At 65.3% G+C, this 18,182-nt stretch carries 15 protein-coding genes; 10 read left to right on the top strand and 5 right to left on the bottom strand.

Translation table 11 applies throughout. The features are described from left to right. The first annotated feature begins 96 nt into the window (after positions 1-96). The 6 genes from glyQ to CAL28_RS06895 all read left to right on the top strand — a co-directional run bounded on the left by glyQ (position 97) and on the right by CAL28_RS06895 (position 6,726). Positions 97-1,008 (top strand): glycine--tRNA ligase subunit alpha, encoded by a 912-nt coding sequence (gene glyQ, locus CAL28_RS06920; protein ID WP_176463908.1) that lies wholly within the window; start codon positions 97-99, stop codon positions 1,006-1,008. Continuing rightward, on the top strand, positions 1,005-3,143 hold the full coding sequence (gene glyS / locus CAL28_RS06915; RefSeq protein WP_094840711.1) for a glycine--tRNA ligase subunit beta: 2,139 nt from the start codon (positions 1,005-1,007) through the stop codon (positions 3,141-3,143). The genes glyQ and glyS overlap by 4 nt, the downstream gene beginning before the upstream one ends. Continuing rightward, entirely contained in the window at positions 3,140-3,685 is a 546-nt protein-coding gene (gmhB, locus tag CAL28_RS06910) for a D-glycero-beta-D-manno-heptose 1,7-bisphosphate 7-phosphatase (RefSeq protein WP_094840710.1), read from the top strand. Before glyS ends, gmhB begins: the two co-directional genes overlap by 4 nt. A 5-nt stretch (positions 3,686-3,690) precedes the next feature. Further along, positions 3,691-4,419: a lysophospholipid acyltransferase family protein gene (locus CAL28_RS06905; protein WP_094840824.1), complete on the top strand. Its 729-nt coding sequence runs from the start codon at positions 3,691-3,693 to the stop codon at positions 4,417-4,419. A gap of 415 nt (positions 4,420-4,834) precedes the next feature. Next, positions 4,835-5,614, top strand: coding sequence for a M48 family metallopeptidase (locus tag CAL28_RS06900; protein WP_254926044.1), 780 nt, complete (start codon positions 4,835-4,837; stop codon positions 5,612-5,614). Positions 5,615-5,628: 14 nt separating this feature from the next. Then, positions 5,629-6,726 carry a 2-aminoethylphosphonate--pyruvate transaminase gene (locus CAL28_RS06895; RefSeq protein WP_094840709.1) on the top strand — a complete coding sequence of 366 codons (1,098 nt, stop codon included), beginning with the start codon at positions 5,629-5,631 and terminating at the stop codon, positions 6,724-6,726. Positions 6,727-6,773: 47 nt separating this feature from the next. Here the strand turns inward: CAL28_RS06895 and CAL28_RS06890 are convergent, their stop codons facing one another. Next, the gene (locus CAL28_RS06890) at positions 6,774-7,904 is read right to left on the bottom strand and encodes a Bug family tripartite tricarboxylate transporter substrate binding protein (RefSeq protein WP_094840708.1); all 1,131 of its coding nucleotides are present in this window, start codon (positions 7,902-7,904) and stop codon (positions 6,774-6,776) included. A 106-nt stretch (positions 7,905-8,010) separates the two neighbouring features. On the opposite strand from CAL28_RS06890, the gene gloA reads away from it, so the two are divergent. The 3 genes from gloA to CAL28_RS06875 all read left to right on the top strand — a co-directional run bounded on the left by gloA (position 8,011) and on the right by CAL28_RS06875 (position 10,431). After that, a complete protein-coding gene (gene gloA, locus CAL28_RS06885) occupies positions 8,011-8,406 on the top strand; it encodes a lactoylglutathione lyase (protein WP_094840707.1) in 396 nt (131 codons plus the stop codon). Positions 8,407-8,584: 178 nt separating this feature from the next. Then, complete coding sequence (gene def / locus CAL28_RS06880) at positions 8,585-9,118, top strand: peptide deformylase (RefSeq protein WP_094840706.1); 534 nt, start codon at positions 8,585-8,587, stop codon at positions 9,116-9,118. A gap of 83 nt (positions 9,119-9,201) precedes the next feature. Then, on the top strand, positions 9,202-10,431 hold the full coding sequence (locus tag CAL28_RS06875) for a nucleoside recognition domain-containing protein (RefSeq protein ID WP_094840705.1): 1,230 nt from the start codon (positions 9,202-9,204) through the stop codon (positions 10,429-10,431). A gap of 12 nt (positions 10,432-10,443) precedes the next feature. On the opposite strand, the gene pyk is transcribed toward CAL28_RS06875, so the two are convergent. After that, the gene (pyk, locus tag CAL28_RS06870; RefSeq protein WP_094840704.1) at positions 10,444-11,886 is read right to left on the bottom strand and encodes a pyruvate kinase; all 1,443 of its coding nucleotides are present in this window, start codon (positions 11,884-11,886) and stop codon (positions 10,444-10,446) included. A 150-nt stretch (positions 11,887-12,036) separates the two neighbouring features. Here pyk and CAL28_RS06865 point away from each other — a divergent pair, with 150 nt between their 5' ends. Next, the gene (locus CAL28_RS06865) at positions 12,037-13,173 is read left to right on the top strand and encodes a glycerate kinase (RefSeq protein WP_094840703.1); all 1,137 of its coding nucleotides are present in this window, start codon (positions 12,037-12,039) and stop codon (positions 13,171-13,173) included. Between the two features lie 70 nt (positions 13,174-13,243). On the opposite strand, the gene rsmA is transcribed toward CAL28_RS06865, so the two are convergent. Genes rsmA through CAL28_RS06850 form a run of 3 tightly spaced genes read right to left on the bottom strand, consistent with a single transcriptional unit; the run spans position 13,244 to position 18,176 of the window. Then, a complete protein-coding gene (rsmA, locus tag CAL28_RS06860) occupies positions 13,244-14,062 on the bottom strand; it encodes a 16S rRNA (adenine(1518)-N(6)/adenine(1519)-N(6))-dimethyltransferase RsmA (RefSeq protein WP_094840702.1) in 819 nt (272 codons plus the stop codon). Between the two features lie 23 nt (positions 14,063-14,085). Next, positions 14,086-15,723: a peptidylprolyl isomerase gene (locus CAL28_RS06855; protein ID WP_440588366.1), complete on the bottom strand. Its 1,638-nt coding sequence runs from the start codon at positions 15,721-15,723 to the stop codon at positions 14,086-14,088. Then, on the bottom strand, positions 15,720-18,176 hold the full coding sequence (locus CAL28_RS06850; RefSeq protein ID WP_094840822.1) for an LPS-assembly protein LptD: 2,457 nt from the start codon (positions 18,174-18,176) through the stop codon (positions 15,720-15,722). The genes CAL28_RS06855 and CAL28_RS06850 overlap by 4 nt, the downstream gene beginning before the upstream one ends. Between the last annotated feature and the right edge of the window lie 6 nt (positions 18,177-18,182).

Here is an 18,182-nt window from a genome sequence, read left to right as displayed (position 1 = left end):
GACCAACGGCGACAGCGTTTTTCCGGCAGGCGGGCCGCCTCCAGTAAAATGCCGGGTTTCCCATCGGCAGGCCGACCCGGCGATTTCCCCAGCACCATGCTCACTTTTCAGCAAATCATCCTAAAACTCCAGGAATACTGGGATAAGCAGGGTTGCACGCTGCTGCAGCCCTACGACATGGAAGTCGGCGCCGGGACCTCCCATACGGCCACCTTTCTGCGCGCCATCGGCCCGGAGCCCTGGCGCGCGGCCTACGTGCAGCCGTCGCGGCGTCCCAAGGATGGCCGCTACGGCGAAAACCCCAATCGCCTGCAGCACTATTACCAGTATCAGGTGGTGCTGAAGCCGGCCCCCCCGGAAATCCTGGACCTGTACATCGGTTCGCTGAAGGCGCTGGGCATCGACCCCACGCGCCACGACATCCGCTTCGTCGAGGACGACTGGGAAAACCCCACGCTGGGCGCCTGGGGCCTGGGCTGGGAAGTGTGGCTGAACGGAATGGAAGTCACCCAGTTCACGTACTTCCAGCAGGTCGGGGGCCTGAACTGCGCGCCCACCACCGGCGAGATCACCTACGGCCTGGAACGCCTGGCCATGTACCTGCAGGACGTCCAGAGCGTCTACGACCTGGTATGGACGGTCGGACCGGACGGCCGCCCGGTCAAGTACGGCGACGTCTTTCACCAGAACGAGGTGGAACAATCCACCTACAACTTCGAATATTCCTCGGCCGACATGCTGTTCGCGCATTTCAACGACTACGAATCCGAGGCCAAGCGCCTGATGGAAGTCCCGCTGGCCCTGCCCGCCTATGAAGCGGTGCTCAAGGCCGCGCATACCTTCAACCTGCTGGACGCGCGTGGCGCCATCAGCGTGACCGAGCGCGCCGCCTACATCGGCCGCATCCGCAACCTGTCGCGGGCCATCGCGCAGGCCTATTACGACTCCCGCGAACGGCTGGGCTTCCCCATGCTGGCCGGCCGCGCCGCTGCGGAGGCCGCGCAATGAGCGACGTCCGCCCGCTGCTGGTCGAACTGCTGACCGAAGAACTGCCGCCCAAGGCCCTGCGCAAGCTGGGCGACGCTTTCGCGGAGGGCATCCGCCAGGGCCTGGCGCAACGGGGCCTGCTGGCCGCCGATTGCCGCATGCAACCCTATGCCACGCCGCGCCGCCTGGCCGTGCACCTGTCGGCTGTACTGGCCCAGGCGCCGGACCAGGAATACGCCGAAAAGCTCATGCCCGTCAAAGTGGGCCTGGACGCCGAAGGGCGGCCCACGCCGGCCCTGCTGAAGAAGCTGGCCGCCAAGGGCCTGGATGCGGTCGATGCGGCCACGCTGGCGCGCGAGTCCGACGGCAAACAGGACTACCTGGTGGCGCGCGGTACGGCGCCGGGCGCCCGCCTGGCCGACGGCCTGCAGCACGCGCTGGACGCGGCCATCGCCGGGCTGCCGATTCCCAAAGTGATGGGTTACCAGCTGGCGGACGGCGTGACCACCGTGAAGTTCGTGCGCCCCGCGCACGGCCTGGTGGCGCTGTTCGGCCCGGACGTGGTCGATATCGCCGCGCTGGGCCTGTCCGCCGGCCGCGACACGCTGGGCCACCGTTTCATGAGCGAAGGGCCGATCGCCCTGCGCGATGCCGACGCCTACGCCGGCCAACTGGCCGAAACAGGGCGCGTCATCGCCGGTTTCGATGCGCGCCGCGACGAAATTTCGCGGCAGCTCGACGTGCACGCCAGCCGCCTGGGCGCCACGCTGGGCAACGATCCGGAGGTCCCGGCGCTGCTGGACGAGGTCACAGCACTGGTCGAACACCCCACGGTCTACGTCGGAGAGTTCGAACCGCGCTTCCTTCAGGTGCCGCAGGAATGCCTGATCCTGACCATGCGCCTGAACCAGAAGTATTTCCCGCTGTTCGCGCCGGACACCGGCAAGCTGACCCACCGCTTCCTGATCGTCAGCAATATGCAGGTGGCCGATCCGGTCAATATCGTGGAAGGCAACCAGCGCGTGGTGCGGCCGCGCCTGGCCGATGCGCAATTCTTCTTCGAAACGGACCGCAAGACGCCGCTGGCCGCGCGCGTGGACCAGCTGGGCAGCATCGTCTATCACAATAAACTGGGTACCCAGCTGCAGCGCGTGGAACGCGTGCGCGCCGTAGCGCGCGGCGTGGCGCAGGCGCTGGGCGTGGCTCCGCAGGCGGCGGATCGCGCCGCCCTCCTGGCCAAGGCCGACCTTGGCACGCTGATGGTCGGCGAATTCCCCGAATTGCAAGGCGTGATGGGTGCCTACTACGCCGAAGCCGACGGCGAGGCGCCGGACGTCGTGCGCGCGCTGCGCGAACAGTACCGCAACCGCCTGGACGCGCCGGTCGACCGCGACGGCCTGACCATGGCGACCCTGTTCATCGCCGAGCGCGCCGAGACGCTGGTGGGTATCTGGAGCATCGGACTCGCTCCCACGGGCGAACGCGACCCGTATGGGCTGCGCCGGGCCGCCCTTGGCCTGATCAGCGCTTTCGAACAACTGGCCGCGGGCGGCTGGCTCAAGCCCAGCGAAAACGGCCCTCTGTCCGTGCAGGGCGTGCTGCGCCTGGCCGCGGACAGCTTCGGGCCGGACCAGAAGATCGCCGCCGAGGTCTTGGGCGAAGTCGGCGATTTCATCTACGAGCGCTACCGTAACCAGCTGGCGGCGGAATTCGACCGCAACGCGGTCGATGCCGTGATCGCGCTGACGCCGCCGCTGCACCAGGTCGCCGCCCGGGTACGGGCCGTCACGGCCTTCGGCGCGCTGCCGGAGGCCGCCAGCCTGGCGGCCGCCAACAAGCGCGTGGGCAACCTGCTGAAGAAAACCGAAGGCGATATCGGTGCCGTCGACGCCGCGCGCCTGGTGGAACCTGCGGAACTCGCGCTGGCCCAGGCAATCGAACGCCTGAGTCCCCGCGCGCAATCGCAGTTCGACGAGGGCGACTTCGCCGGCAGCCTTAGCACCCTTGCCCAGGCGCGCGAACCGGTGGACGCGTTTTTCGCCGACGTCATGGTCATGGCCGACGACCCGGCCGTGCGCGCGAACCGCCTGGCCCTGCTTGGCGAACTCCATGGCTTGATGAACAAGGTCGCAGACATTTCCCGGCTCGCCCAGTGAAACTCATCATTCTCGACCGCGATGGCGTCATCAATCAGGACAGCGACGCCTTCGTCAAATCGCCCGACGAATGGATCGCCCTTCCTGGCGCGATCCAGGCGATCGCACGCCTGCACCAGGCCGGCTGGACCGTCGTCGTGGCGTCCAACCAGTCCGGACTGGGGCGCAGGCTGTTCGACATGAGCACCCTCACCGCCATCCACGCAAAGATGCGCCGCGAACTGGCCCAGGCTGGCGGCGCGATAGATGCCATCTTCCTGTGTCCGCACCTGCCGGAAGACAACTGCCGCTGCCGCAAGCCGCTGCCCGGCATGTACGAACAGATCGCGGAACGCTATGACGTCGACCTTACCGGCGTCCCGGCGGTCGGCGATTCGCTGCGCGACCTGCAGGCCTGCGCGGCCATGGGCTGCACGCCCTGGCTGGTGAAAACCGGCAACGGGTTGAAGACGCTGGCCTCAGGCCAGTTGCCGGAGGGCACGCAGGTGGCCGACGACCTGGCCGCGGTGGTGGACATGCTGCTGGAAGAAAAAACCGCATGAGGGCCATTTCCTTTTTGCGCTCGCTGCTGTACCTGATCTTCCTCAGCGTCACGGTCATCCCTTATGCGCTCGCCTGCCTGCTGTGGGCGCCCTTGCCGCTGCATTGGCGCTACCGCCTCACGGTAGGTTGGCCGCGCCTGGCGGTCTGGGGCGCGCGGGTCTTCTGCGGCATCCGTTGGGAAGTCCGCGGCTGGGAAAACCTGCCGGACGGCCCGGCCATCCTGCTGTCCAAGCACCAGTCCGCCTGGGAAACGCTGTACTTTCCGGCCTACATGCCGCGCGAAGTCTGCTTTGTCTACAAGCGCGAACTGCATTGGGTGCCGTGCTTCGGCTGGGGCCTGGCACTGTTGCGCATGATCCCCATCGACCGCAGCAAGGGCCGCGACGCCTTCGAGCAGGTCGTGCGCCAGGGCCAGCGCCGGCTCAACGAAGGCCGCTGGCCTCTGCTGTTTCCGGAAGGCACGCGCATCGCGCCCGGCAAGACGGCGCGATTCAAGATGGGCGGTGCCCTGTTGGCATCGCGCACGGACAGCGTCGTCATTCCCATCGCGCACAATGCCGGGGAATGTTGGCCGCGCAACGCTTTCGTCAAACGCCCCGGTCTGATCACCGTTTCGATCGGCCCCGCGATAGAATCCAAAGGAAAGTCTCCCGAAGCCCTGAACCGTGAAGTCCAGGGCTGGATCGAAGGCGAAATGCGCCGCCTCAACCCTGAAAGGTATGTCTCGGAATAACCAGCTCGAACTGCTGTTCGACGCGCCGCCCAGCGACAAGGGCGGCGCCGCTGCCGAGTCGCCTTCGGACTCCCTGCTCCTGGATCTTGGCTCTGCCCCAGGCGAAGGCCCGCTGCCGTTGCGGCAGCCGGCCGCCGCTTCCGGGCACCATGCGGACTTCCAGGACACCCCTGGTACCGGCATGGACGTTGGCGGCGGCCATGCAGATGCTGGTCTTGGCTCCGATAACGGCCTTGGGTCTGGCGGTGATGCTGTTGTCGACCCTAATGCTGTTGTCGGCCCCGATGCGGGTGTCGGCCCGGGTAATCGCGCTGGTGGTGGCACAAGCCCCGGCGGGGTTAACGCCGCCGAACCGTCCGCCACGCGCGGGGCGGCAGACCGTTTCGACCTTAAACCCTCTTCCGCCAGCCCTTTCATCGTTGCCACGCCTTGCCCGCCCAGCCTGCCGCAGAATGCCCGCTGGCGCGTCGTCGCGACGCCACAGCAGGAAATCGGCTTCGTCCTGCTGCGTTCACGGCGCCGCACGATCGGCTTCGTGATCAGCGACGACGGGCTGCGCGTCACCGCGCCGAACTGGGTCACACTGAGACAGGTCGACGAGGCCGTGGTCGAAAAAGCCGGCTGGATACTCGCCAAGCTGCGTGACTGGCACAAGCGCCGCGAACAATTGGCGCTGTCGCAAACCCAATGGCGCGCCGGCGGCGAACTCCCTTACCTGGGCAAACGCATCGTCCTGGAGCTCGGCTCGCGGGAACGCCGCGCCACGCTGGCGGGCGACGCCGATGCGCCGTGTGACGGCGACGCGCTGCGCCTGGCATTGCCCGCCGATGCCGCGGCTTCGCGCATCCGCGATGCCGCGCAAGCCTGGTTGCAGCAGCGCGCGGGCATCTGGTTCGGTGCGCGGCTGGCGCACTTCCTGCAAGCCAGCGGACTGCAGATCCGCCGCTGGCGTCTGTCCTCGGCCGCTACGCGCTGGGGGTCGTGTACCAGCGATGGCAACATCATGCTGAACTGGCGATTGATCCATTTCGCGCCGGCCATCATCGATTACGTTATCGCGCACGAATTGGCGCACCTGCGCGAAATGAACCACAGCCCCAATTTCTGGACCGAGGTCGGGCAGATCCTGCCTGAATACCAGCAGGCTCGCGACGTCCTGAGACGCCACGACCCGGCCATGCTTCCGCAGTTCTGACCGGCAAGGCAACCATGCTACTGCTCATACCAGGCCCCGTTACCACGGCAGATGCCGTCAAGAAGGCCCTGGCGCAGGACTATGCGCCCTGGGACAACGATTTTCGCGCGATCGTGCGCAAACTATGCGTCGATATCCGCGAAGCCGCCGGCGGAGCGCCGGAGACCCACGTCGCGCTGCCGCTGTCGGGCAGCGGCCATTTCGCGCTGGAAGCGGCTGTGCGCACCTTCGTGCCGCGTACCGGCAAAATACTGATTCCCGCGACCGGCGCCTACGCCGCCCGCTTGCAGCGCCTGGCCAGCGAAGCCGGTCGCACGGTAGTCACCATACCGGTGGGAACACGCGAGCGGGTGGCGCCGGCCCGCCTCGCTGAGGCCTTGTGCGACGATCCGCGCATCACACATGTGGGATTGGTCTATAGCGAAACCGGCAGCGGCATCTGCCACGATGTACCGACACTGGCCCAAGTCGCGGGAGACCTGGGCCGGCGCGTCATCGTGGACGCGGTCTCGGCCTTCGGCGCGTTGCCGCTGGACGTCTCCGCCCTGCCGGCGGTGGATGCCGTTATCCTGACATCCAACAAATGCCTGGAAGGGCCGCCAGGCGCCGCCTTCGCCGTCTGTCGCATCGACCGCCTGGAGGCGTCGCATGGCAACGCCGGAAGTTGGTCGCTGGATCTGGCCGACATCCACGAACACGGCAAGACCAACAACGGCGGCGCGCGCTTCACCCCTCCGGCACCGACACTGGCCGCGCTGTCGGTCGCCATGGATCTTTACCGCCAGGAAGGCCGCGCCATGCGGCTGGCGCGCTACACCGCGAACCAGCGTGTGCTTTACGAAGGCGTGATGGCGCTGGGCCTGACGCCTTATCTGCCGCCCGACCTGCAAGGCCCCATCATCGTCAATGTGGAATCGCCCACGACGCCGGGTTGGACCCTGCAAGGCTTCGTCGATGCCCTGAAAGCGCGCGGCTTCGTGATCAGCAATTTCTACAACACCGAACAACCCACGTTCCGGGTGGGCTGCATAGGCGCGATCACGCCGGCCGATATGGCCCGTGCCGTGGACGCGATGCGGCAGGCGCTGACGTTGGCGCCCATCGCGGCCTAGCCTTGCCGGCCGCCTCTCGATGCCGTCCGGTTCCACGTCCGGCTGCATCAGGGTACGGGCGATGGCGGCACGGCTGCCCCGTCCGCCGGATCCGTCACGATCTTGCGTTGGCGAAGGACTTTCATCCACCTGTCGGTTTCTTCCGCGATCAGGGCCCCGAAGGCCTCCGGCGTATCGGGCGAAGGCGGGACGTAGGCCAATTGATCCAGGGCTTCCTGCAGCTCCGGCTTGGCCAGCACCGCGTTGATGGACTGGTTCAACCGCCTGACGGCCGCTTGCGGTGTCCCTGTTGGCGCCATCAGGCCGTACCAGGCGTCCAAGGCCAGCCCGGGGAAACCTGCCTCCGCGATGGTGGGCGTATGGGGCAACCCGACCACCCGTGTCGCCGACATCACAGCGATAGCCCGCAGATTGCCCGCGACAATCTGGGGTAGCGCTGCCGGAAGCGGGGCGAAATGCATGTCGACTCGTCCACCCATTACATCGGCAAATGCTTGCGCGCTACCACGGTAAGGAACGTGTGCGATCTCCGTTCCGGTCTCCTGCTGGAACATGACGCACAGAAGATGGTCGCTGGTACCCACTCCAGCGGATGCGCAAGTTGGCGTACTCGGATAGGCTTTCGCGATTGCCACGATATCCTGCACGGATGCGATCGGCGTATCCTTGCCTACGACGACAACGTAGGGCATCGTGGCAACGAGGCCCACTGGCATAAGGTCCCGCGAGAAGTCGTAGTCAAGCTGTGGGTAGATTGCCTTGTGGATCGTATTCGGCCGCCCACCGAGATAGATGGTGTATCCATCCGCCTGGGTACGTGCCACGCTCTTGGCCCCGATGTTGCCCGCAGCCCCTGGCCGATAGTCGACTATGACGTTTTGCCCGAGCTCCGCCGCCATATGCCTGGCAAATAGCCGGGCCAGCGCATCAGCTCCGCCCCCCGGCGGAAAGCCGATAACCAGCGTGAGCTGTCGTTGAGGATATGAGACTTCCATGCCTTGCGCCGTGACGGCCGAGGGGATGATGCTGCCCAATAAGGCCAGAACGGCCAGTTCGCGTTTGCAAAAATTCATTCTTGTCTCCGTCCAGGCTGTACCGTAAGCCGCTATCGAATGCTGATAGCCGGCATACAGCCGTATGCGGCCGGGTAGGTGCCGGCGCGGCGGGAGTGGTTCCATCAGGGAACCGGGCGATGGGGACCGCCCTGCCGACAAGTTCTACAATGCCGAAGAATCAACGGGCGCCTGCGCCCGGCCCTTCCCGCCAAGTCCAAAGGAAACCACCATGCGCCTGCTTCACACCATGCTCCGTGTCGGCAATCTGGACCACTCCATCGATTTCTATACCAACGTGCTCGGCATGCGTTTACTTCGCCGCAAGGACTATCCTGAAGGCAAATTCACGCTGGCCTTCGTCGGCTACCAGGACGAAAAGGATGGCGCGGTGCTGGAATTGACCCACAACTGGGACACCGAGCGCTATGACCTGGGCAATGGCTACGGGCACATCGCCATCGATGTACCGAACGCCTACGAAGCCTGTGACCGCGTGCGCGAACGCGGTGGCAAGGTCACGCGCGAGGCCGGGCCGATGAAACACGGTACGACGGTGATCGCTTTCGTCGAGGATCCGGACGGCTACAAGATCGAGTTCATCCAGAAAGGTTCGCAGAACGACTAGAACGGGCTGGCCACGGCAGGACCTCCGCACCCGTCGGGCGGCACCGCCTGGGAGATCGATCCGAGTTTCCCGATGGCGGTGGAAGCCGGCGGACCGCGCGGCCTAGAATGCGCGAAGCCCTACTGGGCTCCGCTCGGAAATCCTTCCCGGCCCATTTCGACCTCTCGATGCCCACGCCATGATCCACGATATCCTCAAAATGGGAGACCCGCGCCTGCTGCGCGTGGCCGCCGCCGTTCGCGAATTCGACACTCCGGAACTGCATGCCCTCGTACAGGACATGTTCGATACGATGAAGCACGCCAAGGGCGCCGGCCTGGCGGCGCCGCAAATCGGCGTGGACCTCCAGGTGGTGACCTTCGGTTTCGAGCGCAACGAACGCTATCCGGATGAGAAACCCGTTCCGCAGATTGTCCTCTGCAACCCCATCATCACCCCGCTGTCCGACGACAAGGAAGATGGCTGGGAAGGCTGCCTGTCCGTGCCCGGCCTGCGCGGACTGGTGCCGCGCCATACGCATATCCGCTATACCGGCTACGATCCGACCGGCAAGATGATCGAACGCGAAGCCCGGGGTTTTCACGCGCGCGTCGTGCAGCACGAATGCGATCATCTGATCGGCCGCCTCTACCCGACCCGCATGACCGACCTGACCAAGCTTGGCTTTATCGAAGTGCTGTTTCCGGGACTGGGCCCGAAAAGCGACGATTGAACGGGCGATCCCGCGGTTGAAGTCGGTTAAAGTCGATGCTCCGCGATTTGCCGACTCACCTTCGACAAGGGGCGCGCCACGCGATGCTCAATCACGTATGGCTGGCTTTTTTCCTGATTAGTGCCCTGACAGGCGTCTTGCGTTGGCTGGTCGGCGGCCATGCCGAGGTCTTTTCCTCCATGGTAGCCGCGCTGTTCGACATGGCGCGCCTGTCGGTCGAAGTCATGGTGCTGCTGTTCGGCACGCTGACGCTGTGGCTGGGGCTGCTGCGCATCGCGGAACAGGCCGGAATCGTGCGGGCCCTGGCCTGGCTGCTGGGGCCGCTTTTTTCCAGGCTCATGCCCGAGGTGCCGCGCGGCCATCCCGCGATCGGGCTGATCACCCTGAATTTCGCGGCAAACGCATTGGGACTGGATAACACCGCGACCCCCATCGGCCTGCGCGCCATGCGCGAACTGCAATCGCTGAATCCCCGGCGAGACACCGCCACCAATGCCCAGATTTTGTTCCTGGTGCTGAATGCGTCGTCGCTGACCGTGCTGCCGGTCACCATCTTCATGTACCGCGCCCAGCAGGGCGCATCCGATCCCACGCTGGTGTTCCTGCCGATTCTGCTGGCGACCTGCGTATCGACATTGACCGGCTTGCTGGCGGTCGCCTGGTGTCAACGGCTGCGGCTTGCCGACCCTGTCGTGCTGGCATGGCTGCTCTCGGGGCTGTTGTTGTTTGGCGGCTTCGTCGCCCTGCTCGCGACCCTGTCGGCCGCTGCTCTCGCCGCCCTGTCCTCGCTGCTGGGCAATCTGGCGCTGTTCGGTATCATCATCGCCTTCCTTGCGCTGGGCGCCTGGAAGAAAGTGCCCGTGTACGAGAGCTTTATCGAGGGCGCGCGCCAGGGTTTCGATATTGCGCGCGACCTGCTCCCCTACCTGGTGGCCATGCTGTGCGCCGTCGGCGTGCTGCGGGCCTCCGGCGCGCTGGATGCCGCGCTGGACGGTATCCGCTGGCTGTCGCACGCGGCGGGATGGGACACCCGTTTCGTCGATGCCCTTCCCACGGCGCTGGTCAAGCCGTTTTCCGGCAGCGCGGCGCGCGCGATGATGATCGATACGATGTCGCACTTCGGCGTGGACAGCTTTCCCGGCCTGCTGGCCGCGACCATGCAAGGCAGCACGGAAACCACCTTCTATGTGCTGGCGGTGTACTTCGGCGCGGTGGGCGTGCGGCGCGCCCGCCATGCCGTGGGCTGCGCGCTGCTGGCCGACCTGGCGGGCGTGCTCGCCTCCATCGGGGTCTGCTACTGGTTTTTCGGTTAGCGACCCTGGCGGCTATTCCACCTGCAGCAGCTTCATGCCATTGGTGCCGCCGCTGTCCCGGTAGAAATCCCCTTTGGTAAGGATGACCCAATCGCCCGGCTCGACGCGCCCACGCTGCTTCAGTTCGGCAATCGCGGCGTTGCTCAATTCCGACGGATCGCAGGATGACGGATCGAAAGGTACCGTGTACACGCCGCGGAAAAGCGCGGCACGGTTCTGCGTGACGGGGTGCGGGCTGTAGCAGTAGATGGGCACGCCGGAGCGGATGCGCGACATGATCAACGGGGTATGCCCGCTTTCGGTCATCGAGATGACGGCCTTGATACCCGGGAAGTGATTGGCGGCATACATGGCGGCCAGCGCGATGGTTTCGTCGCAGCGCGAGAAGGTTTCGCCCAGGCGATGATGCGAATGCGTGGACGTGGGATGCTTTTCCGCCCCCAGGCAGACGCGGGCCATGGCCTCCACCGCTTCGACGGGATACTGGCCGGAAGCGCTTTCCGCCGACAACATCACCGCGTCGGTGTAGTCCAGCACCGCGTTAGCCACGTCCGATACCTCGGCCCGCGTGGGCAACGGACTGGAGATCATCGACTCCATCATTTGCGTTGCGGTGATTACCACCTTGTTCAAGGTGCGCGCGTGCTGAATGATGCGTTTCTGGATGCCGGCCAGTTCGGCATCGCCGACCTCCACCCCCAGGTCGCCGCGCGCGACCATGACGCCGTCGCTGGCCCGTATCAGCGCGTCCAGCGCTTCGTCGTCCGCCACGGCTTCGGCTCTTTCGATCTTCGCAATGATCCAGGCTTGGCTGCCGGCGGCGCGCACCAGTTCGCGGGCTTCGTCGATATCCGAACCATGGCGGGGAAAGGACACCGCCACATAGTCCAGCTGCAGTTCGGCCGCGACTTTGATGTCGGCGCGGTCCTTGTCCGTAAGGCTGGGGGCCGACAAGCCACCGCCGCGACGGTTGATGCCTTTGTTGTTCGACAGGGTGCCGCCGACCATCACGGTGGTCTGCACCGAATCGAGCGCAACGCTGTCGACGCGCAGCACCACGCGCCCATCATCGAGCAGCAATTCGTCGCCCGGACGGCAATCCTGCACCAGCTCCGGATAGTCGATGCCGACGATTTCCGTCGTCCCCTCATCATAGGGATGGCTGTTGGACAAGGTGAATGTCGCGCCGACCTTCAATGTCACCTTGCCGTCGGCGAACCGGGCGATGCGTATCTTGGGCCCCTGGAGATCGCCCATTAAAGCCACAAAGCGTCCCTGCCTGGCCGCCGCTTCGCGCACCATCTGCGCGCGCTGCCGGTGATCGTTCGTATCGCCGTGCGAGAAGTTGAGTCGAGCCACGTCCATGCCCGCGCGTACAAGCGCTTCGATCTTCTCTGGCGACGAGGTCGCGGGACCGAGGGTAGCGACAATTTTGGTGCGACGCAGCACTGCCATGACGGAATTCCTCTGGAAGTTGAGCAAGCGTCCTATGGTACGCCTGCGAGCGCGCCGCGGTCATGCACGCACGGCCGCGGCGTTATCATGAGCGCCTCCCCGCCGCGCTTCCGGCCATACAACGACGCACGCAAGCAACGAGACCCGACAGTGAAAATCGTCATCGCGCCCGACTCCTTCAAGGAAAGCCTTTCCGCTCCCGACGCCGCGCTCGCGATCGCCCGCGGCGTTCGCGCCGCGTGTCCCGATGCGCAGATCGTCACCATTCCCATGGCCGACGGCGGCGAAGGCACCGTGGCGGCGGTCCTGGCCGCGGCAGGCGGCCAGTGGCGTTCGACGGACGTCACGGATGCGCTGGGCGCCAGCGCGCCGGCGGCCTGGGGCTGGGTAGGCAACGATACGGCGGTCATCGAGATGGCGGCCGCCGCCGGCCTCGAGCAGGTCCCGCCCGACCGCCGCGATCCGCTGCGCGCGACGAGTCGCGGGGTGGGCGAACTGATTCGCGCGGCATTGGATGCCGGCGCGCGTCGCATCATTCTCGGCCTGGGCGGTTCTGCCACCAATGACGGCGGCGCCGGCATGCTGTCCGCGCTGGGCTTGCGGATACGGGATGCCCAGGGCGAACTTATCGACGATGGCGGCGCGGCCCTGGCGCGGGCGACGCGCATCGAAACCGATGCGCTGGATCCCAGGCTGGCGACCGTTCGCATCGAAGTGGCTTCGGACGTCGACAATCCCCTGTGCGGACCGCATGGCGCATCGGCGGTCTTCGGCCCGCAGAAGGGCGCGACGCCGGAACAGGTGCGGCAGCTGGATCTGGCACTGAGTCACTACGCCGACCTGTGCGCACGAACGCTCGGGCGCGACGAACGCGACCGGCCCGGCGCCGGCGCCGCCGGCGGTCTCGGCTTTGCCGCTCATGCATTCCTGAACGCGGCATTCCGCCCCGGCGTCGAGGTGGTCGCCGAGCTCGGTGGATTGGCCGAGGCCATGCGTGGCGCGACGCTGGCATTTACCGGTGAAGGACGCATGGACGAACAGACCCTGCACGGCAAGACGCCGGCCGGCGTGGCGCGTATCGCGAAACAGGCCGGCGTGCCGGTGGTGGCCCTGGCCGGCTCGCTGGGACCGGGTTACGACAAGCTCTACGAAGCCGGCATCACGGCGGCGTACAGCCTGGCCGCTGGGCCGATGACGCTGGCGCAGGCTTGCGCGCAGGCCGCGGAACTGCTGACCGACCGGGCACGCGACGCCACACGTTTGTTCCTCGCGGGAGGCCAACGGTAAAGGGCTGCCTTGTCCCGGCTTGGCGATGCGTAGCGCGCGCTGGTGCGGCGCGTGAGCGCCCGGGCTTGGGTCAGGCGTCCAGTTCCGCGCTATGCGGCCGATCGGGCCCGACCAGCCCGGCACTGAGCAAGACGTCCGCCAGGGCGATGAATTTTTCCACGGGAACTTCTTCGGCGCGCGCGGTGGGCGCGATGCCCAGATCGTCCCAAGGCACGTGCGGCGCCCATTCCGCCAGGGCCCGGCGCAGCATTTTGCGCCGCTGCGCGAATGCGCGCGCCACGACCTGCTCCAGCGCCGCTTCGCTGCGCGGCCGGATGCGGTCCGCCGGCAACGGCACCATGCGCACGACCGCGGAGACAACCCGCGGCGGCGGGTCGAAGGCTTCCGGCGGAACGTCGAAAAGCTTTTCGATGCGGTAGCGCGACTGCAGCATCACCGACAGCCGTCCATAATCGGACGACGATGGATGCGCCGCCATGCGATCGATGACTTCACGCTGCAGCATGAAATGCTGGTCCCGCACCCGCTCGCTGACCGTCATTAGATGGAACAGGATGGGGCTGGAAATGTTGTACGGCAGATTGCCGACGATACGCAGGTCGTTGCCGAACTGCGAGAAATCCACCGTCAGTGCATCCGCCTCGACAACCGCGAGACGGTCGGGCGCATGGTCGCGCCGCAGGCGTTCGGCAAGGTCCCGGTCGATTTCGACGACGTTCAAGCGCCGCACGCGGGCCAGCAGGGGCCGCGTCAGCGCCGACAGGCCCGGGCCGATTTCGATCATGCAATCGTCCGGAGCGGGCCCTATGGCACGGACGATGGCGTCGATGACGCCCTCGTCGACCAGGAAATGCTGTCCGAACCTTTTACGCGCCTGGTGCTGGGGCATGTGTCGATGAAACGAAGGCAGGCTTATCGCGTACCGCTGTCCTGGCTGGCCTGCTGGTCCCGCTTTTCCAGCCGGTTATCGATATAAGCCTGGTCGCGCAGCTGTTCCAGGTAATCGTCGAAGGCCAGTTCCGAACGCCGTTCGAACAACACGCGGCGTGCCTGCAGGCGTTCGACCTCGTCCTTGACGTCTTTTTGCCGACGCTCCAGTACCTGGATGAGGTGCCATCCGAAGCGGCTATGGATGGGCTCGCTGACCTGACCGGGCTGCAAGGCATTCATGGCCTGTTCGAATTCCGGAACGGTCTCGCCGGGATTGAGCCATCCCAGATCGCCGCCTTGCGGCGCCGTGGCATCCTGCGAATTCTGCCTGGCCAGGGCGCCGAAATCTTCATGGCCCTCGACGATACGCTGGCGCAGCAGCTCCAGGCGCTGGCGCGCCTCGTCGTCGGTCATGACGGCGGAGGTCTTGATCAGGATATGCCGCGCATGCGTCTGGGTGACCTGCACGGGCCCTTGCGGCAGCGGGACGGCACCGTCCGAGCTGGGGTTGGGCGGCGGCGCGGCGGGCGCCGTGGCCGGCGTCTGCGCAGGATTGCGCGCCGGCGCGGGCGCGCCGGCAGCGCGACGGTCCAGCACCTTCAGGATATGGAAGCCGTTACCGCTCTGGATAATGCCCGATATGTCGCCCTTCTTCAGGTTGCCAATGGCATTGACGAACAGATCGGGCCAGCCTTCCAGCGGCCGATCGCCCATCGCGCCGCCCTGCAAGGCTTCCGGACCGTCGGAGCTGGCGGCCGCGATGCTGGCGAAATCGGCGCCGCCCTTCAGGCGCGCCAGGATGTCCTCTGCTTTCTTGCGCAGCCCGGCCACCTGTTCCCGCGACGCGCTTTCCGGCACACGTACCAGGATCTGCGCCAGACCGACGATTTCCGGACCGGCCGGCACCTGGGCCTGCGGCGCGGCCGCGGCGGCCGGTCCCGGCCCGGCGGGCGCCGCGCCCAGCGCGCCCTGGCGGCGCTGCTGCTCCTTGAGGAAGGCATCGACGTCCGCATCGGAAATCACCAGGCTGGCGTCGACCGTGCGCTGACGCAGGCGATCCGCCAGCACTTCGCTGCGAATATTCTTGCGATAGGCCTGCCAGGAGACCCCTTGTTTTTCGATGGCCTGGCGCAGCTGCTCCGTCGACATCTGGTTGCGCTGGGCCACGGTGCCGATCGCCTGGTCCACTTGCGCATCGTCGATACGGATGTTCAGGCGCTTGGCTTCCTGGCGCTGCAGGTCTTCCATGATCAGGCGCTGCAGCACCTGGCGCTGCAGGACCTTCACATCGGGCAACTGGATGTTCTGGCGGCTCAATTCCTGGGTGGCGGTCTTCACACCCTCGTTGACTTCCCGCATCGTGATGACGTCTTTGTTCACTACAGCCGCGATACCGTCGGCAAACTGGTCGCCTTGCGCGGCCGACGACGGGGCGGCCGTGTCAGCCGGCGCCGGCGCGGGCGCGGCCGGCTTCGCGGCCGGTTTGCGGTTTTGCGCGGCGGGTCGTCCGTGGGACGGGGCTTGCGATTGCGCGACCGCCGCCATGGGCAGCGCGACGCAGGCAACCAGCATCAGGACGGCGCGCGTAAGGCTGGCCGGCAAAAACACACTACGCATCATTCATACCTTTCGAAAGTCGTTCCAGGCTGCGGCGGCGGGTTGACCGACTCGTAGCCGGGTATGCTGCGACGCATCAGTTTCAAGGGGTCGGTGCCCAGCGCGCCCAGGCCGGTCAGTTCCAGCTGGAAAAATACCGCGGTGTTGACCTCGTCGGCCGCCACGGCATAGCGTTGGAACACTACCCGACCCGTCCAGCAGCAGTCGCCTTTGTACTCCACACCGGCGATGGCTTGGGTAATCCGGCGCGAATCCTGCACAGTTTCATTTGCGGAATTCAGGATCGGACCAGTATGCAGCGAATAATCTATTCGCCCGATACCATAGACGCGCTGACTGAAGGGCCACTGGAAAGCGAGGCTTACCTGGTTTTGCCCTTGAGGCAGGTACGCCTGTTGGGCACCTGAACTCAGTGTGGGAGGATCACGTTGATAACGATAGGACAGGGATATCGACGTCAACCGCTGCGGAGACCAGCGCGCGGCAACCAACCCCTGATCGAACTGGCTATTGTACGGATCGTATTGCGCGCTGACTGTGGTGCTTAACGTGTCCGTAAGCGCCGCGGTCGTTTCCGCCAGAAAGTTCGACCGGACATTAGTTCGGGGGGTCTCGCCGGGCAGGGTAACTTCCTGGTCCTGAAAGTACACCTGCTGGCCTATCGAAGCCGAAAGCCGCTCGATACCAGTACTCGCGTCCAGCCAGCGCGTCGTCAGAGCAGCAGTCAACTGGTTTGCATTGGCGATCCGGTCCCAGCCTCCCGTGTAAATATTCTCCTGGAACGCCTGAGAGAAACTGAAGTCCGCCAGCGACGTGTCATAAACGGGTATCCGGGATTGGTCTCGATACGGCACGCGCAAATAGTATAGGCGGGGCTCCAGCGTCTGAATCGAGTCCTTGCCGAACAGCGTCGTGTCACGCTCGAACGTCATGCCGGTATCGACCGAGAAAATCGGAAGTCCACGAGAAATGCTGCTGGGATATCCGCTGGTGGTTCCCAGGAAGTTCCAGTCGCCGCCGAACCAGTTCGTGTTTTGGTATTGAGTGTAGTTGTAGCCCACCTTGGGAGTGATGTACCAGCCCGGCCGCACGATGGGAAACGCGATAGTCGGATACGCCTGCAGGCGATCGCCGTCAGGGCCATAATGTCCATTTATGGCACCCGGGAAGCTCTCTCCAACGCCGACAAGCGTACGCTGGAATCGCACCGCCGAACTGTCAAGTTCCAGGTCAAACCCATGCCAGTCATAGCGCTGGCCTTTTAGTGACAGCTCAGGCACTTTGTCGTACGGCGGCAGAATAGGCGCATCCGGGTCCTGCAGCGTCTGGTATTTGTAGACCTGCACGTAGGTCTGCCAGTACTGGTTATTCCAGCCCACCATCCCTTGCTTGGGCAAATAGGTGGTCGACGCCTCGTTCAGACCGATCGTGGAAAAGTCACGGTAATAATTGTCGTCAGATACGCCGTTAACGTTCCAGGTCGTATAGAAGCCGTCACCGAGCGATTGATAATGCCGTGAGGAATACATCCATCGGTTTTGACCCGTCTGGTTATCACTGGGCAGATAAGTGCCGGCCAGGATGCCACCGTAGGACGAACCTAGATAACGGAATTCCCCGCCCAGCTGGAGCCCGCGCTTGGATAGCAATCGTGGGTACAAGGTTGCGTCGTAATTTGGCGCTAGATTGAAGTAATACGGCGCCTGGAATTCGAAGCCGCTGCGACTCGTGGAGCCGTAGGTCGGCAGCAGGAAGCCGGATTTGCGTTCCTTCTTGACCGGGAAGGTCATGTAAGGCGACGCCAGGATGGGCACGTCCTTGAAATACAGGACGCCGTCGCGCGCCACGCCTTCGTTTTCGTCGAAGTCCAGGTCGACCGATTTGGACTTGATATACCACGAGGGTTCCGCGCAGGCGCAACCTGTGTAAGTGGTGTTCTGCAGGCGCATCGTGGAACGGCTGAAGATGTCCGCGTGGTCCGCCTTGGCGAAGCCGCCCGTGGCGCCCAGCCAGAAATCGGGCGAACTCAACTGGCCGCTGTCGGCGTCGATGTTGTACTTCATCGCCGGCGCGGTCACCAGCGTGCCGTCCCGCATCAGCCGCGCGCTGCCCTGCGAATCGACTTCACCGGATGCGCGGCGATAGGTGATCTGGTCGCCCTTCAGCACGGAATCGATGCGGCGAACCTGGGCGCTGCCCGTCAACGTCACGTTGGAGTCCGGATCGCCGTCCATGGTGTCCGCTTCCAGGTAGGCAGGCGCCTGGTCGCTGGTCAGCCGGTGCACGCGCAGCCTGGGCGACGAGCGCAGCCCCAGGACTTCGACATCCGGCGATCCGCTTTGGGAAACAGACGGCGCCGACGACTTCGAATTCGCTGACGTATCCGTTGCGACTTGGGCCTGGGCGACAGAGACCGCGCCAGCAAGGAATAGGATCAACGACCGGACGATGCGCACGTACGA

Source organism: Bordetella genomosp. 11, assembly GCF_002261215.1.
GTDB lineage: Bacteria > Pseudomonadota > Gammaproteobacteria > Burkholderiales > Burkholderiaceae_B > Bordetella_C.
This window is presented reverse-complemented; position numbering and strand designations above follow the sequence as displayed.

Coding starts and splice junctions, on each gene's coding strand:
- gloA (WP_094840707.1), top strand. CDS start 8,011: ATGCGCCTGCTTCACACCATGCTCCGTGTCGGCAATCTGGACCACTCC.
- rsmA (WP_094840702.1), bottom strand. CDS start 14,062: ATGCCCCAGCACCAGGCGCGTAAAAGGTTCGGACAGCATTTCCTGGTC.
- glyQ (WP_176463908.1), top strand. CDS start 97: ATGCTCACTTTTCAGCAAATCATCCTAAAACTCCAGGAATACTGGGAT.
- CAL28_RS06890 (WP_094840708.1), bottom strand. CDS start 7,904: ATGGAACCACTCCCGCCGCGCCGGCACCTACCCGGCCGCATACGGCTG.
- pyk (WP_094840704.1), bottom strand. CDS start 11,886: ATGGCAGTGCTGCGTCGCACCAAAATTGTCGCTACCCTCGGTCCCGCG.
- CAL28_RS06855 (WP_440588366.1), bottom strand. CDS start 15,723: ATGATGCGTAGTGTGTTTTTGCCGGCCAGCCTTACGCGCGCCGTCCTG.
- CAL28_RS06895 (WP_094840709.1), top strand. CDS start 5,629: ATGCTACTGCTCATACCAGGCCCCGTTACCACGGCAGATGCCGTCAAG.
- glyS (WP_094840711.1), top strand. CDS start 1,005: ATGAGCGACGTCCGCCCGCTGCTGGTCGAACTGCTGACCGAAGAACTG.
- CAL28_RS06875 (WP_094840705.1), top strand. CDS start 9,202: ATGCTCAATCACGTATGGCTGGCTTTTTTCCTGATTAGTGCCCTGACA.
- def (WP_094840706.1), top strand. CDS start 8,585: ATGATCCACGATATCCTCAAAATGGGAGACCCGCGCCTGCTGCGCGTG.